Origin of the sequence: Streptomyces zaehneri, from assembly GCF_032248645.1 — a bacterium.
Lineage (GTDB): Bacteria > Actinomycetota > Actinomycetes > Streptomycetales > Streptomycetaceae > Streptomyces > Streptomyces coriariae.
On record NZ_JASTTJ010000006.1, the window covers coordinates 232,206 to 245,664 of the forward strand.

The 13,459-nt window shown below is 71.7% G+C and carries 15 protein-coding genes and 1 pseudogene; 5 read left to right on the forward strand and 11 right to left on the reverse strand.

The genetic code is table 11. From position 1 onward, the window contains the following. The first annotated feature begins 58 nt into the window (after window positions 1-58). Together QQM72_RS12850 and QQM72_RS12855 are read left to right on the forward strand one after the other, a co-directional pair. Window positions 59-919: a metallophosphoesterase family protein gene (locus QQM72_RS12850; protein WP_314220974.1), complete on the forward strand. Its 861-nt coding sequence runs from the start codon at window positions 59-61 to the stop codon at window positions 917-919. Further along, window positions 916-1,623, forward strand: coding sequence for a 4'-phosphopantetheinyl transferase family protein (locus tag QQM72_RS12855; RefSeq protein WP_314220975.1), 708 nt, complete (start codon window positions 916-918; stop codon window positions 1,621-1,623). Before QQM72_RS12850 ends, QQM72_RS12855 begins: the two co-directional genes overlap by 4 nt. A 15-nt stretch (window positions 1,624-1,638) precedes the next feature. Here QQM72_RS12855 and QQM72_RS12860 read toward each other — a convergent pair whose 3' ends face one another. After that, window positions 1,639-1,899: a hypothetical protein gene (locus QQM72_RS12860; protein WP_314220976.1), complete on the reverse strand. Its 261-nt coding sequence runs from the start codon at window positions 1,897-1,899 to the stop codon at window positions 1,639-1,641. Between the two features lie 237 nt (window positions 1,900-2,136). Here QQM72_RS12860 and QQM72_RS12865 point away from each other — a divergent pair, with 237 nt between their 5' ends. Then, the gene (locus QQM72_RS12865) at window positions 2,137-3,168 is read left to right on the forward strand and encodes an alpha/beta fold hydrolase (protein ID WP_314220977.1); all 1,032 of its coding nucleotides are present in this window, start codon (window positions 2,137-2,139) and stop codon (window positions 3,166-3,168) included. A gap of 67 nt (window positions 3,169-3,235) precedes the next feature. On the opposite strand, the gene QQM72_RS12870 is transcribed toward QQM72_RS12865, so the two are convergent. Both QQM72_RS12870 and QQM72_RS12875 read right to left on the reverse strand, forming a co-directional pair. Then, the gene (locus QQM72_RS12870) at window positions 3,236-3,760 is read right to left on the reverse strand and encodes a hypothetical protein (RefSeq protein ID WP_057601732.1); all 525 of its coding nucleotides are present in this window, start codon (window positions 3,758-3,760) and stop codon (window positions 3,236-3,238) included. Between the two features lie 32 nt (window positions 3,761-3,792). Next, window positions 3,793-4,398: a helix-turn-helix domain-containing protein gene (locus tag QQM72_RS12875; protein ID WP_314221092.1), complete on the reverse strand. Its 606-nt coding sequence runs from the start codon at window positions 4,396-4,398 to the stop codon at window positions 3,793-3,795. Between the two features lie 291 nt (window positions 4,399-4,689). Here QQM72_RS12875 and QQM72_RS12880 point away from each other — a divergent pair, with 291 nt between their 5' ends. Continuing rightward, window positions 4,690-5,358, forward strand: coding sequence for an MmyB family transcriptional regulator (locus tag QQM72_RS12880; RefSeq protein WP_314220978.1), 669 nt, complete (start codon window positions 4,690-4,692; stop codon window positions 5,356-5,358). A gap of 58 nt (window positions 5,359-5,416) precedes the next feature. Here QQM72_RS12880 and QQM72_RS12885 read toward each other — a convergent pair whose 3' ends face one another. Genes QQM72_RS12885 through QQM72_RS12900 form a run of 4 tightly spaced genes read right to left on the reverse strand, consistent with a single transcriptional unit; the run spans window position 5,417 to window position 8,815 of the window. Then, window positions 5,417-6,238, reverse strand: coding sequence for an ABC transporter ATP-binding protein (locus QQM72_RS12885; protein ID WP_314220979.1), 822 nt, complete (start codon window positions 6,236-6,238; stop codon window positions 5,417-5,419). 20 nt (window positions 6,239-6,258) lie between these two features. Continuing rightward, window positions 6,259-7,077: an ABC transporter permease gene (locus QQM72_RS12890; RefSeq protein WP_314220980.1), complete on the reverse strand. Its 819-nt coding sequence runs from the start codon at window positions 7,075-7,077 to the stop codon at window positions 6,259-6,261. Beyond that, complete coding sequence (locus QQM72_RS12895) at window positions 7,074-7,847, reverse strand: ABC transporter permease (protein WP_314220981.1); 774 nt, start codon at window positions 7,845-7,847, stop codon at window positions 7,074-7,076. The genes QQM72_RS12890 and QQM72_RS12895 overlap by 4 nt, the downstream gene beginning before the upstream one ends. Further along, window positions 7,844-8,815 (reverse strand): ABC transporter substrate-binding protein, encoded by a 972-nt coding sequence (locus QQM72_RS12900; protein WP_314220982.1) that lies wholly within the window; start codon window positions 8,813-8,815, stop codon window positions 7,844-7,846. Before QQM72_RS12900 ends, QQM72_RS12895 begins: the two co-directional genes overlap by 4 nt. Before the next feature lie 148 nt (window positions 8,816-8,963). Here QQM72_RS12900 and QQM72_RS12905 point away from each other — a divergent pair. After that, window positions 8,964-9,523, forward strand: a pseudogene (locus tag QQM72_RS12905) (helix-turn-helix domain-containing protein). On the opposite strand, the gene QQM72_RS12910 reads toward QQM72_RS12905, so the two are convergent. The 4 genes from QQM72_RS12910 to QQM72_RS12925 form a co-directional block, all read right to left on the reverse strand. After that, on the reverse strand, window positions 9,438-10,373 hold the full coding sequence (locus QQM72_RS12910) for a PDR/VanB family oxidoreductase (protein ID WP_314220983.1): 936 nt from the start codon (window positions 10,371-10,373) through the stop codon (window positions 9,438-9,440). The pseudogene QQM72_RS12905 and the gene QQM72_RS12910 overlap by 86 nt on opposite strands. Continuing rightward, window positions 10,370-10,543, reverse strand: a complete 174-nt coding sequence (locus tag QQM72_RS12915) for a hypothetical protein (RefSeq protein WP_314220984.1) — start codon at window positions 10,541-10,543, stop codon at window positions 10,370-10,372. Before QQM72_RS12915 ends, QQM72_RS12910 begins: the two co-directional genes overlap by 4 nt. Next, window positions 10,540-11,607 (reverse strand): aromatic ring-hydroxylating dioxygenase subunit alpha, encoded by a 1,068-nt coding sequence (locus QQM72_RS12920; protein ID WP_314220985.1) that lies wholly within the window; start codon window positions 11,605-11,607, stop codon window positions 10,540-10,542. The genes QQM72_RS12915 and QQM72_RS12920 overlap by 4 nt, the downstream gene beginning before the upstream one ends. 480 nt (window positions 11,608-12,087) lie before the next feature. Further along, window positions 12,088-13,377 carry an RICIN domain-containing protein gene (locus tag QQM72_RS12925; protein WP_314220986.1) on the reverse strand — a complete coding sequence of 430 codons (1,290 nt, stop codon included), beginning with the start codon at window positions 13,375-13,377 and terminating at the stop codon, window positions 12,088-12,090. Window positions 13,378-13,459: the final 82 nt, after the last annotated feature.

The window sequence follows — 13,459 nt, forward strand, 5'->3', positions numbered from 1 at the left end:
GGTGGCACTGGTGTATTCGAGGGAATGCGGAGAGTGGGCTCGTGAGCGGGGGCGGAAGGTGACGTCGACGGCCGGTGGCGCCGGACAACTGCTGGCCATCAGCGATCTGCACATCGGCTATCCGGAGAACCGCGCGCTGGTCGAGGCCATGGCCCCGGAGACGGACGAGGACTGGCTGCTGGTCGCCGGCGACGTCTCGGAGAACGTGGCCGACATCCGCTGGGCGCTGAAGACCCTCGCCGGCCGTTTCCGCAGGGTCGTCTGGGTCCCCGGCAACCACGAGCTGTGGACCCATCCCTCGGATCCGGTCACCCTGCGGGGGGTCGCCCGCTACGAACACCTCGTCGAGATCTGCCGCGACCTCGGTGTCACCACCCCCGAGGACCCCTACCCCATCTGGCAGGGCCCCGGCGGCCCGGTGGCCGTCGCGCCGCTGTTCCTGCTGTACGACTACTCGTTCCTCCCGGCCGGCTGCGCCACCAAGGAGGAGGGCCTGGCCTACGCGCAGGGCACCGGCATCGTCTGCAACGACGAGTACCTGCTGCACCCCGACCCCTATCCGACCCGCGAGGCCTGGTGCCGGGCCCGCGTCGCCGAGACCGAGCGGCGGCTCGCCGAGATCCCCGACGACCTGCCCGTCGTCCCCGTCAACCACTACCCCCTGCACCGGCACCCGATGGACGTGCTGTGGCACCCCGAGTTCGCCATGTGGTGCGGCACCGGGCTCACGGCGGACTGGCACCGCCGGTTCCGGATCGAGACCATGGTCTACGGCCACCTCCACATCCCGCGGACCACCTGGCACGAGGGCGTCCGCTTCGAGGAGGTGTCGGTGGGCTACCCCCGCGAATGGCGCAAGCGGGCGCAGCCGCCGGGCCGGCTGCGCAGGATCCTGCCCAGGGAGGCCGGGACCGAATGATCGAGGAACTGCTGCCGGAGTCGGTGGTGGCGGTGGAGGCCTTCGGCGAGGAGGGCGTCCGCGAGTTCGGGAACACGCCGCTGTACCCGCAGGAGGAGGCGCTGGTGGTGCGAGCGGTCGCCAAACGCCGCCGTGAGTTCACCGTCGTACGCTCCTGTGCCCGGCGCGCCATGGAGAAGCTCGGCGTGCCCGCCCAGCCGGTGCTGCCCGGCGAGCGGGGCGCCCCGCAGTGGCCGGACGGCCTGACGGGCAGCATGACCCACTGCGAGGGCTACTGCGCGGCCGCCCTGGTCCGGGCCGCCGACCTGGCCTCGATCGGCATCGACGCCGAACCCCACGAGCCCCTTCCCGAGGGCGTCCTGTCCGCCGTCGCGCTGCCCGCCGAGGCGGAGCGGATCGGCCGGCTGGCCGCGGGGCGCCCCGAGGTGCACTGGGACCGGCTGCTGTTCAGTGCCAAGGAGTCCGTCTACAAGGCGTGGTTCCCCCTCACCCGTAAGTGGCTGGACTTCAGCGAGGCGGACATCGACCTCGCTCCCGCCACCGCCTCCGCGACCGGTCCCGCCGAGGGCGCGGAGGGCGTCTTCCGCGCCCGGCTGCTCGTCCCCGGACCGGTGGTCGGCGGCCACCGGCTCGGGCACTTCGACGGCCGCTGGACCGTCCGCCGGGGGCTGCTGGCCACGGCGGTCACCGTGCACCACGGCTGAGGCGCAGACCCCCGGTCACCGGCCCGGGCACCAGTGGTGCAGCAGCCGGAAGAACTCCTCCTCGTTGCCCGCCAGGCCCGCGGCGGCCAGGGCCTGTTCCGCCTCGGCCAGGACGGCGGGCGGGACGACCGGGGGCAGCCGGTCCTGCGGCGGACCGGAGGCGCCGACGCCCTTGCCGTCCCCCTCGTCGCCGAAGGCGGCACGTACGGTGTGCAGCAGTCGCAGGTAGGCCTGTACGGCCGTGCGCTCGCGGTCGGTCAGTACGGCAGTGGGCATCGGTCGGCTCTCCCCGTGTCGGCGTCGTGTCCCCCGCGCCCGACGGCGCGCACGCCCCCGTACGGTGGCGCACCCCCAGCTTGCCGCCCACCACTGACAATCCGGCCCGACCCGGCCTCGGTTCGCCCGCTTAGCGGAGGTGAAACCTGCTCGAAATCCCCCGGCCGAAAGGGGTTCTACGCTGTTGAGAGGGCCTTCGGCGGACCGTCGACGGCCGGCGGAACAGGAGGCGATCGGGTGGTCGACGTCCCACAGCGGCGCCCGGCGCGCGGCACTCGGCTGCGCCCGGTGGGCGACGGAGAACTGGAGCTGCGCCACCGGGTCGTGCACGGATACCGGCGTGCCTTCCGCATGGCCGGCGAGGGCCCGGCGCTGGTCCTCGTCCACGGCATCGGCGACTCCTCGCAGACCTGGGCCGAACTGATCCCCGACCTCGCCCGCACCCACACCGTGATCGCCCCGGACCTCCTCGGCCACGGCGCCTCCGACAAGCCCCGCGCCGACTACTCGGTGGCCGCGTACGCCAACGGTCTGCGCGATCTGCTCAGCACGCTCGGCATCGAGTCGGCGACCCTGGTCGGACACTCGCTGGGCGGGGGAGTGGCGATGCAGTTCGCCTACCAGTTCCCCGAGCGCACCGAACGGCTGATCCTCGTCAGCGCGGGCGGGGTCGGCCGCGAGGTCAACCCCGCCCTGCGGCTGGTCTCACTGCCCGGCGCCCATCTGGCGCTGTCCGCGCTCCGGTTGCCGGGCGCGCGCTTCCAGGTCGGCCTCGCCGTCGCTCTGATGAAGCTGCTGGACACCGATCTCGGCCAGGACGCCCCCGATCTGCTCCACCTCGTCGACGCCCTGCCGGACGAGACCGCGCGCAACGCCTTCATCCGCACCCTGCGCGCGGTCGTCGACTGGCGCGGCCAGGTCGTCACCATGCTCGACCGCTGCTATCTGACGGCCGGAATGCCCACGATGCTGCTGTGGGGCGACCGGGACAGCGTGGTGCCCGTGCGGCACGCGTACGGCGCCCACGAGGCGATGCCCGGCAGCCGGCTGGAGATCTTCGAGGGAGCCGGCCACTTCCCGTTCCACAGCGACCCCGCCCGGTTCCGCGCGCTCGTCGAGGAGTTCACCCGCACCACGGCCCCGGCCGACTGGAGCCGCGACCACTGGCGCCGGCTGCTGCGCGAGGGCGGGCCCGCAGCGGGGACGGAGGGTGCGCCGGACGGCACGGAACGGGACCTGCGCGGGGCGAGCGAGCGCAGCGCGACCTGAAGGCCGTACGAGGGGGCAGGAGCGAGCGCGAAGGAGCGCGGACGGCAACCCGGCCGCGAGCGCGCTCCTACGGCCCCAGATAGCCCAGCGAGGCCTCGATCCGGCCGGCCAGGTGGTCCCGCTGGCCCCGTTCCCGCGGCGACGAACCCGACAGCCAGGTACGGCACTTGCTGGCCAGCAGCAGGCCGAAGCTCTCGGCCTCCCGCTCGTCGGTCAGGTCGAAACGGGTGCGCGCGGCGACGCTGCGCACCGTCGCCCGCAGATCCGCCCCGTCGCTGAGTAAGCGCGCCGCGACGGCCGCGCCCTCGACGTGGTGGCCGCAGTGGCCCGCCTTCATGTGCCACAGCTCGTGGCCCAGGATGACCAACTGGTGCTCCGGCGCGGTGCGTTCCTCGATGACGACGAGGTCCTGGTCGGCCATGTCGAGCCACAGCCCGCTGGCCGTGTCGGCCGGGAAGGGGGCCATGCGGAAGTGCACGGGACGGCCGCGCCGTCTGCTCATCCCGTCGCACAGGGCGGTGTACAGGTCGGCCGGCACGGCGGGCGCCGGCAGGGTCAGTTCCGCGACCAGCTCGCCGCTGAGACGGCGCATTTGCCTGGCGATGCTCACAGTTCTCCCCCGGATCACGACTCGGGCCGCTTCACGCTCTCCAGGAGCATGTCCAGCCACTCGGCGACCTTGTCGCGGTGCTGGTCGGTGGGCAGCTGGGCGGCCCGCCACGCGATCCCGCGCACGCCGTGGTCCTGCAGCAGCCGTTCCAGCGGGTCCTCGGCGGCCGCGGCCGCCTCCCGCGCGGCGAGCTTCTGGAGCAGGTCCTGCTCGATGTGCTGGAGGGCGCCCGAGAGCGCCTCCGGGTCCTCGGCGGTGAGGAAACCCGCGTGCACCCGGAAGAAGCGCTGGAGGGCGTCGCAGTGCTCCATCGTGGGCCGCCGGTCGCCGTTGATGAGGGCGCCCGCCTGCTGGCGGGACATGCCGGCGCCGTCGGCGATCTCCTGCTGGGTGTACTTGCGGCCGTTCGGCTTGAGCCGGGTGCGGCGCAGCAGGTCCAGGCGCTGCAGGAAGCGGGCCTGCACATCGGGCTCACCGGCGGGCCGGCCGCTGAGCAGGGCCTTGACCACCGACTCCGGCACACCGGAGGCGACGGACAGCCGCCCGGTGCCGAAGACCTCCGCGTGCGGCACGCCGAGCCGGTCGGCGAGCGCGGCGACACGGGCGACGACGGCCGACATCAGCACCGTCGCCGCGGCGCCCGGAACCTCGAAGCCATCCTCCGACACCGACAGGTCTCCTAGGTCTCTCACGTCCCTCTCACAGGCACACGATCACCAATACAGACGGTCGCCGTGAACTGCGTGGAGAGTAGCGGGTCTTTCGAACTCACATCCAGGTCTCGCCACAACTGTGGCCAATTTCAGCCGTCAACCAGCACGGAATGCCACGATAGTTGACACCGATCGCGTCGGGGCAGCAGGATCGGTGCGCCGCGTGAAGGCCGCATAGGCAAGAGGGGTGACCTCCCGATGGCATATCAGGCAGGAGGGCAGCGGTCCGTACCGCGGCCCGTCCCCGAGAGTCTCGAGGCCCAGGCGTACCTGCAGGACTACGCCACGTACCTGGAGGCCGTCCCCTTTCCGTCCGTCGTCCTCGACCACCGCTGGGACGTCGTGCTCTCCAACGACGCTTTCGCGTCACTTTTCCGGGAGGTGGGCCCGCATCCGACGGCCCTGCCCGGCGACAACTTCCTGCGTTTCGTCCTCTTCCATCCCGACGCCCCCTCGGTCCTCGGTGACCACGAGGCCGGCTGGTGCCTGCCGATGCTCGCCCGCTTCGCCGCGGCCGTGGAGCGCCACGGTCACGACCACGGGCTCCAGGCGATCCGCCGCGAGATCGCCCAGGATCCGATCATGGAGGCCGCCTACCGCCACGGGCTGCCGCACTGGATCCGCGCGGTGGGCGAGGAGGCCGTCGAGCACGACGGGGCGGTCCGGCCCCTGCTGCATCCCGACCCGCGCTGGGGCGCCACGGAGTGCCGTATCGTCGGCGACACCCCCAGGACCCTGCACGACATGGGGTACACCCGGCTGACGATGGTGCTGCGCTCCAGCCGCCCGGCCCCCGTGCCCCGCAGGACACGCGGCGCACGCCGCGGCGCGAGCCACCTCAGCGTGGTCCCGGCCCCCGAGGCCTGACCGGGCACCGTCGGCGTTCAGGTCGCCGACGGCGCCCGGGTCGGCACCGCTTGCGCGTTCAGTGCGGCTCGGGAGCGTCCGACTTCGTGAGGCGGTCCACCGGGGTCCCTCGCTTCGCCGCCTGGATCTGCTCGTACACATGGGTCCGCAGTTCCGCGAAGCGCGGGGCCACCCGCGTGTGCAGCTGGTCGCGCTCCGCGGGGAGGTCGACCTTCAGCTGCTCCTGGACGACCGTCGGGGAGGCGGACAGGACGAGGACCCGCTCACCGAGGTAGACGGCCTCGTCGATGTCGTGCGTGACGAACAGGATGGTGATCCCGCGCTCCCGCCAGAGTCCGCGGACCAGGTCCTCCAGCTCGGCGCGGGTCTGCGCGTCCACGGCTGCGAAGGGCTCGTCCATCAGCAGGACCCGGGGCTCGTAGGCGAGCGCCCGGGCGATCGCCACCCGCTGCTGCATCCCGCCCGACAGCTGCCACGGGTACGCGCAGAGCGCGTCCTGCAGGCCGACCGAGTCAAGGGCGTCCGCGACCAGCTCCCGCCGTCGCGCCTTGGTCAACCCCTTCTGCTTCAGCGGCAGTTCGACGTTCTCGCCGACCCGCATCCACGGGAAGAGGCTCCGCCCGTACTCCTGGAAGACGAACGCCATGTCCGGCGGCGGCCCGGTCACCCGCCGCCCCTCCAGGAGCACTTCGCCCGAGGTCGGTGTGAGCAGGCCGGCCATGCACTTCAGCAGGGTCGTCTTGCCGCAGCCGGACGGGCCGACGAGACAGACGAGTTCACCCGCCTCTACGGTGAAGGTGAGGTCGCGCACCGCCTCGACCCGGCGCCCGGACCCCTCGTAGACCTTCCGCAGGCCGGACACTGCAAGACGCGGGTGCATGGAACGCCCTTTCGCGAGGGTCACGGAGACCGCCGGGTGGATGCGCGCAGGCCGTGGTACCAGCCGAGCACCCGACGCTCGACGACCTGGAAGAGCACCGACAAGGCGAAGCCCAGGAGGCCGAGCACCAGGATTCCGGTCCACATGTCGGGGACGGCGAAACCCCGTTGGAACTGCACGATGGTGAAGCCGATCCCGTTGCTCGCGGCGAACATCTCGCTGATGACCATCAGGATGATGCCGATCGACAGCGCCTGGCGCAGCCCCGTGAAGATCTGCGGGCTCGCCGACGGCAGCACCACACCGCGCAACCGGGCGACACCCGAGATGCCGTACGACCGTGCCGTCTCCGCCATCACCGGGTCCACCGCCCGTACTCCTTCGACCGTGTTGAGCAGGACGGGCCACACACAGCCGCTCGCGATGACGATGACCTTCATGGTGTCGCCGATGCCCGCGAACAGCATGATGACCGGCACCAGCACGGGCGGCGGCACCGCCCGCAGGAACTCCAGGACCGGCTCGCACATCGCCCGCACCCGGCGGTAGGAGCCGATGACCGTGCCCAGGGCGACCCCGACGACGGCCGCCGTCGCGTAGCCGCCGAGCAGCCGTAGCACGCTCGGCCGCACATCGGTGCGCAGCCGCTGTGTCGTCCACACGTCCGGGAAGGCCTTGAGGATCGTGCGCAGCGGTGGCCAGTACACGTTCGTACTGCCGTCGGACGCCATCCACCACGCGGTGACCAGCACGGCCGGCAGGGCGAGGGTGAGGAGCAGCCGCCGCAGCACGCGCCGCCAGACTCCCGAGCCCCCTGCGGTGGGGGAGGTCCCGGTCATACCGCCACCTCCCCGCGCACCGACTGATGCCAGGCCAGCGCGCGCCGCTCCACCGTCCTGGCGCCCACGTTGATCAGCAGCCCCAGCACTCCGGTGACCACGATCAGGGCGTACATCTCGGGCACCGCCTGCGAGGTCTGGGCGACGGCGATGCGTGCGCCCAACCCCGGTGCCCCGATGACCAGTTCGGCGGTGATGGCGAGGATCAGCGCGACGGCCGCCGCGAGCCGCACCCCGGTCATGACGTACGGCAGCGCGGTCGGCCACAGCACGTGCCGGACCCGCGCCCAGGTGCCGAGCCCGTAGGAGCGGGCGGTCTCCTCGGCGACCGGGTCGACGTCCTGGACGCCGTACAGGACCTGGATCAGGATCTGCCAGAAGGCGGCGTAGACGACCAGCAGCAGGACCGAGCGCAGTTCGGTGCCGTACAGCAGCACGGCGAGCGGGATCAGGGCGACCGACGGGATCGGGCGCAGGAACTCGACGGTCGATGCCGTCGCCTCGCGCAGGTGCGGGACGACCGAGACGATCACGCCGGCGACGATCCCGGCGCCCACCGCGATCGCCAGACCGAGCGCCCAGCCGGTGAGGGTGTCGCCGAGCGCCGTCCAGAAGGCGGAGTCGGCGAGTTCGTCGCCCAGCGCGCCGGCGATGCGGCTGGTCGGCGGGAAGTAGGCCTCCTTGACCAGCCCGAGCCGCGGCACCGCCTCGCCCAGGGCGAGGAAGACCGCGAGCCCGGCGGTACCGAGTGCGAGGTTCGCGCCTCTCACGGCAGCAGCTTCTCCAGGTCCGGGGCCGACTTGAAGAGCTTGTCCTGCTCGCCGAGCCTCTCCAGAGCCTCGATCGACGAACGGTTCGCCTCGGCGGGCCACTTGGGCAGCGTGACCTGTGCCAGCACCGACGTCGGGATCTTGGTGTAGGTGGTGACGATCCGGCGGACCTCGTCCGGGTGCGCGTCGGCGTAGGCGAGGGACTCCGCCGTGGCCTCCTGGAACTTCTTCACCACGTCCGGGTTCTTCTGCGCGTACTGCGTGGAGGTGAAGTACATGGCGACCGTGAGGTTCGGCGCCACGTCCACCAGCGGCGAGGCGATCTCCACACCGCCCTGGCTCTTGACGGTCGCCAGGGCCGGTTCGACGACCATCGCCGCGTCGATCTGCCCGCTGTCCAGGGCGGCGGGCATCTGGTCGAAGGCCAGCTCCACGAACTTCACCCGGTCCGGGTCGCCGCCCGCCTTGCGCACCGACTCGCGCACCGCGGTCTCGTTGATGTTCTTCAGGGTGTTGATGGCGACCTTCTTGCCCTCCAGGTCCTTCGCGGACTTGAGCGGGCTGTCCTTCTTCACCGTGATCGCCCCGAAGTCCTTGCCCTGTAGACCCGTTGAGGCGATGCCGTTCGAAACCGCCTGCACGGGAACGTTGTTGGACCGGGCCACCATGAGGGAGGTCATGTTGCTGAAGCCGAACTGGAACTGGCCGCTGACGACTCCGGGCACGATCGCCGCGCCGCCCTGCGCGGTGGTGATCGACAGCTTCAGGCCGTGCTTGGCGTAGAAACCCTGTTTCACGCCCAGATAGACGGGCGCCACGTCGACGATGGGGATGAGTCCGAGTTTGACGGTCGTGGTGCCCGCGGACGACGAACTTCCGCTGGACGTACCGGAGTCGTCGGACGAGCCACAGGCCGCCGAGGCGAACAGGAAAGTGCCGGCCGCGAGACCGGCGAACAGACGACGCAAGGCTCCTCCTGTGCAGACAACGGTGTTCCGACAGGCTGTGCGCACACCGCACAGTAGTGCTCGATTGGCGTGCAGGGAACGTAGAGCCCGCCGTCCGACGGGGTCAATGGGTTTGGCTGACGAAATTGTTGACAGTTCGGGAGGCGGCATGTCCACCGTGGCCCGAGCACCGCATTTCGTGAGGTCCTTCGAGCGCGGTCTCGCGGTGATCCGCTCCTTCGACGCCGAGCACCCCGCGCGCACCCTCAGCGAAGTCGCCCGCGCCTGCGGACTGACCCGGGCGGCCGCCCGGCGCCTGCTGCTCACCCTCGCGGATCCGGGATACGTGCACAGCGACGGCCGCCTCTTCCGGCTCACCCCGAGGGTGCTGGAACTCGGCTACGCCCATCTGGCCGGCCTCGCGCTCCCGCAGGTCGCCGAGCCGCATCTGGAGCACATCGTCGCACAGGTGAAGGCCGGGACGGCACGGTGGTGGCCGGCGTGAACACAGCCGTCCACGCCGGCCGCACCTCGGTGGCGGCGGTCCGCCGCGATCTCCTGCCACCGCTGCTCGCGGCCGTGGCACGGATCGAGGCCGACCTGCCGGTCACCGGCCCGACGGGAGGTGCCGCCACCCCTCGGGTCACAGATCCAGGACGAGTCTCCTCCCCCGGCACCGGGACACACAGATCATCATCGTCTCCCCGGCCTCCCGCTCCTGCGGACTGAGGACGGAGTCCCGGTGTTCCGGCGTGCCCTCGAGCACGTCGGTCTCACAGGTGCCGCAGGTGCCCTCCGTGCAGGAGTAGAGGACCTCGACCCCCGCCGCCCGCACGGTGTCCAGCACGGACACACCCGCCGCGACGGTCAGCGTCCGGCCGCTGCGCGCGAGCTCGACCTCGAACTCGCTTTCCTCACCGCCCGGTTGCTCCCGAGCCTGGAACCGCTCGATCCGGAGCGCGTCGGCCGGACAGCGCTCCTCCACGGCGTCCAGCAGCGGACCCGGGCCGCAGCAGTAGACGAGGGTGCCCTCGGGCAGCGCGTCGAGGACGGAACCCAGGTCGAGCAGACCCGTCTCGTCCTGCGGGGCGACGGTGACCCGGTCGCCGTAGCGCGCCAACTCCTCGGCGAACGCCATGGATCCGCGGGTGCGGCCGCCGTAGAGAAGGCTCCACTCGGCGCCCGCCGCCTCGGCCGCCGCGAGCATCGGCAGGATGGGGGTGATCCCGATGCCGCCCGCGACGAAGCGGTAACGGGCTGCCGGGCGCAGTGCGAAGTGGTTGCGCGGGCCGCGCACCCGAATCTTGTCGCCCGGCCTCAACCGCTCGTGCACATGGGCGGATCCGCCCCGTCCGGCCGGTTCGCGCAGCACCGCGACCCGCCATGCGCGGCGGTCGGCCGGATCGCCGCACAGCGAGTACTGGCGCTCCAGCTCCGGGCCGAGGACGAGGTCCACATGGGCGCCCGGCTCCCAGGCCGGGAGCGGCTCGCCCAGCGGGTGGCGCAGGGTGAGGGCGAGCACCCCTTCGGCGGCGAACTCGCGGCTCGAGACGACGAGTTCGGTTTCGTGCACGCTCATGAGTCGATTCCTCGCGGCCGGTGTCCTTCGGGGTGGCCGAGCATCCACTCCCACATCTCGACCGGGTCCTGCGAGGTGTGCTCGGCCCCGCAGTGACAGGTGCCGTGCAGCACGTCGGTGCCCGGCAGCCAGTCGACGCGGTAGATCTCGCCGGTGGGACCGGTGCTCACAGGGCCTTCTCCACGGGCTTGTCGCCCTCCTCCACCAGCCGGGCGAGGATCCGGCGCGCGGCCAGGCCGCCGGTGTCGATGTTGATGCTCAGCTCCTGGTAGCCGGCGCGTTCCGAACCGAGCGTCCGCTGCAGGAGGTTGAGCGCGTCGACGTCCTGCATGACCACCGTGTGGTTGTTGCCCCGCAGGAACTCGCTCACCTCGGCGTCGTCCGTCGCCCAGTCCCGCGAGACCATCCAGAAGTCGTACACCTTGCCGTCGGCGGACGGAGTGATCGCGTAGGTGATCTCGGTGTGGAAGCCGTTCGGGTCGCTGCCGTCCGCCTCGGGTAGGACGCCCACCGGCGCGATACGGCTGTGCAGCAGGTACAGACAGGGCGCGTGGTACTCGATGTCCTGCCAGCGGGTGATCCGGCCCTCGATGCCGGTCGAACGGGCATAGAAGGGCGGGCACTGCGCGTCGTCCATGTGGCGGCTCACCCGCACGATCCCCGCGCCCTCGTCGACCTCGGTGGTGATCGGCGTCTCGGCGACCTCGGGGGTGCCGATGTAGCCGCCGTGCAGGTACGTCTCGTGCGAGAGGTCGAGGAGGTTGTCGACGAGCAGCCCGTAGTCCGCGTCGATGGGCTCCATGCCCCGGACGGTGGTCCAGCCGGGGGCGTCGAGGTGCCGGGCGCGCGGGATCGTCCGCGGGTCGGCGAGGGACGGGTCGCCGATCCACACCCAGACCAGCGAGTCCTGCTCGACGACCGGACAGGCGGTGACCCGGGCGGTGCGCGGGATGCGTTTCTGCCCCGGCACGTACACGCAGGCGCCGGTCGTGTCGTACGTGAAGCCGTGGTATCCGCACACGATGCGGTCGCCGTCGAGCCGGCTCTCCGACAGCGGGAACCTGCGGTGCACACAGCGGTCGTGCAGCGCGACGGGCGTCCCGTCCTCCTCGGTCCGGTAGAAGACGAGCGGCTCACCCAGAATCGTCCGGCCGAGCAACTCCTCGCGCCCGACCTCGGCGCTGTAGGCGGCGACGTACCACTGGTTCCTGGCGAAGGCGGTCATGTGGGGCATGGGGTTCCCGTCCCTGTCGGCGGGGCGTCGTCGCCCCGCGTGCCGTGGTTGGAGCCAGCGTCCTGACGCCGGCGGTGGCTCCGCAAGGCGACTTCTGCCAGGCGGAAGAACTTCCGCAAAGATGCTGGTCAGAGCGCTGTTCTGGCAGGTCGTGTCACCAGGGCAGAGGGCCGAGTCGTGGAGCTGTTCGCTTCACGCCGAATGACGGTCCCTGACAGGGACCGGGCCTGGCGAGCATCAGAGGCCATCCGGGGAATGCGCGGCGGGCCGACTGCGTGGCCGCAGCCTCGCGCGGAGGTCGGCGCTCTCCCAGCATCCGGCAGAATCCTGTCGTCGCGACTTTTCGAAGTCGTGGTTCACAGGGTCTGCCGGAGAGATTCGGCAGACCCTGTCGATCGTTTCGGTGCCCGGTGAGGGCCACGGGGGTCCGGCGGGACGACGGCGGCCGGGCGGTCGTCCCGCATGATCCTCACCGTGCCGTCAGCGCTTGCTCCACTTCTGGTTGTCCTGGCCGTTGCAGGTCCACAGCTGCAGCCGTGTGCCGTTGGCGGTCCCGGTGTCCTTGACGTCGACGCACTTGCCGATCGCCGTGTTGACCAGGTCGTGCGACGAGTTGACCTTGAACTTCTGGGCCCAGCCCCCGTTGCACTTGGCGAGCTGGATCACGGCCCCGTTGGCGGTCGAGGCCCACGCGATGTCCATGCACAGGCCCATGGAACGGGCGGTTCCGTCGGACCGGAAGTCCCACTTCTGCCAGCTATTCCCGTTGCAGTCCCAGATCTCCAGCGGGGATCCGTCCTTGCCCTTGTTGCCCACGATGTCGACGCACCGGCCGCCGCCGGCATGGCTGTAGACCAGAACACCGGCGGCCACCTGCGTGGTCGTGCTGCCGGAGGTGCCGGACTGCGCTGTGCCGCCACTGCTGGAGGACGAGGACGAGGACGAGGACGAGTTGGACGACGAGGACTTGGCGGGGGGCTTCGACGAGGTGCCGCTCGCCGCCTTGTCGTCGATCGTCGAGGAGGAAGTGCCCGACGTGGAGTCCTCCTTCGTCGATCCGCTCCCGCCGGAGCCGGACGAGCCCCCGGCCGCGCCGGATCCCGACGCGTCCGACCGCTTGCCGTCCGCCGTATGCGCCTTGGGGGAGCCCGAGTTGGGCTTGCCCGCCACGGGAGCGGCCGACTCGAAGGCGCCGGGGGCGCCGTCGAAGGGATCCTTCAGAACGGAGTCCGCGGTGCTGCCGGAACCACCGGCCCGGACGCCGCCGCCGTCGTCGTCGCGGGTGCTGATCAGGAAGGGGACGGACACCAGCAGGGCGCCCGCTATGGCGGCGGCCGCCAGGATGGTGCGCGGCGGCCGGCCGGGCTGCCCCTCCCGTGCGGCGTCCGCGCCGGAGCCGTCCCCGGAGGTGACGGTGGCCACCTCGGCGTCCGCCCCCTGGGCCTGGGCGGCGCCTTCGGCGGCGGCGGTGCCGTCCGCGCCGTCCGCGCCTTCGGAACCGGGGGCGGCCTCGGAGTCGGGGGCGGCCTCGGCGGAGCCCGGCGCCGCTTCCGGCTCCGAGGTTTCAGACTCCTCCGACTCCGACTCCGACTCCGACTCCGGCTTTGCGCTGCCGGCAGGTCTGCCGACCGGCTCACCACCCGGTTCGACGCCCGGGGTGGTGACCGCGGCGGCCGGCTCCGAGGTTCCGTCCGGCGTGGTGGCGGCCGCCGTGGCGGCCTCGCCCTCGGAACCCTGCGGGGACCCGGCTGTGTGCGGTGCGGTGGTCAAGACGTCCTCCTGGCGAAGCAGCTGTGGGGGTGGCGGGGTCCAGCGGTTCCCGTGGTGTGCTGGCGGGTGGTCGCACAGGCCA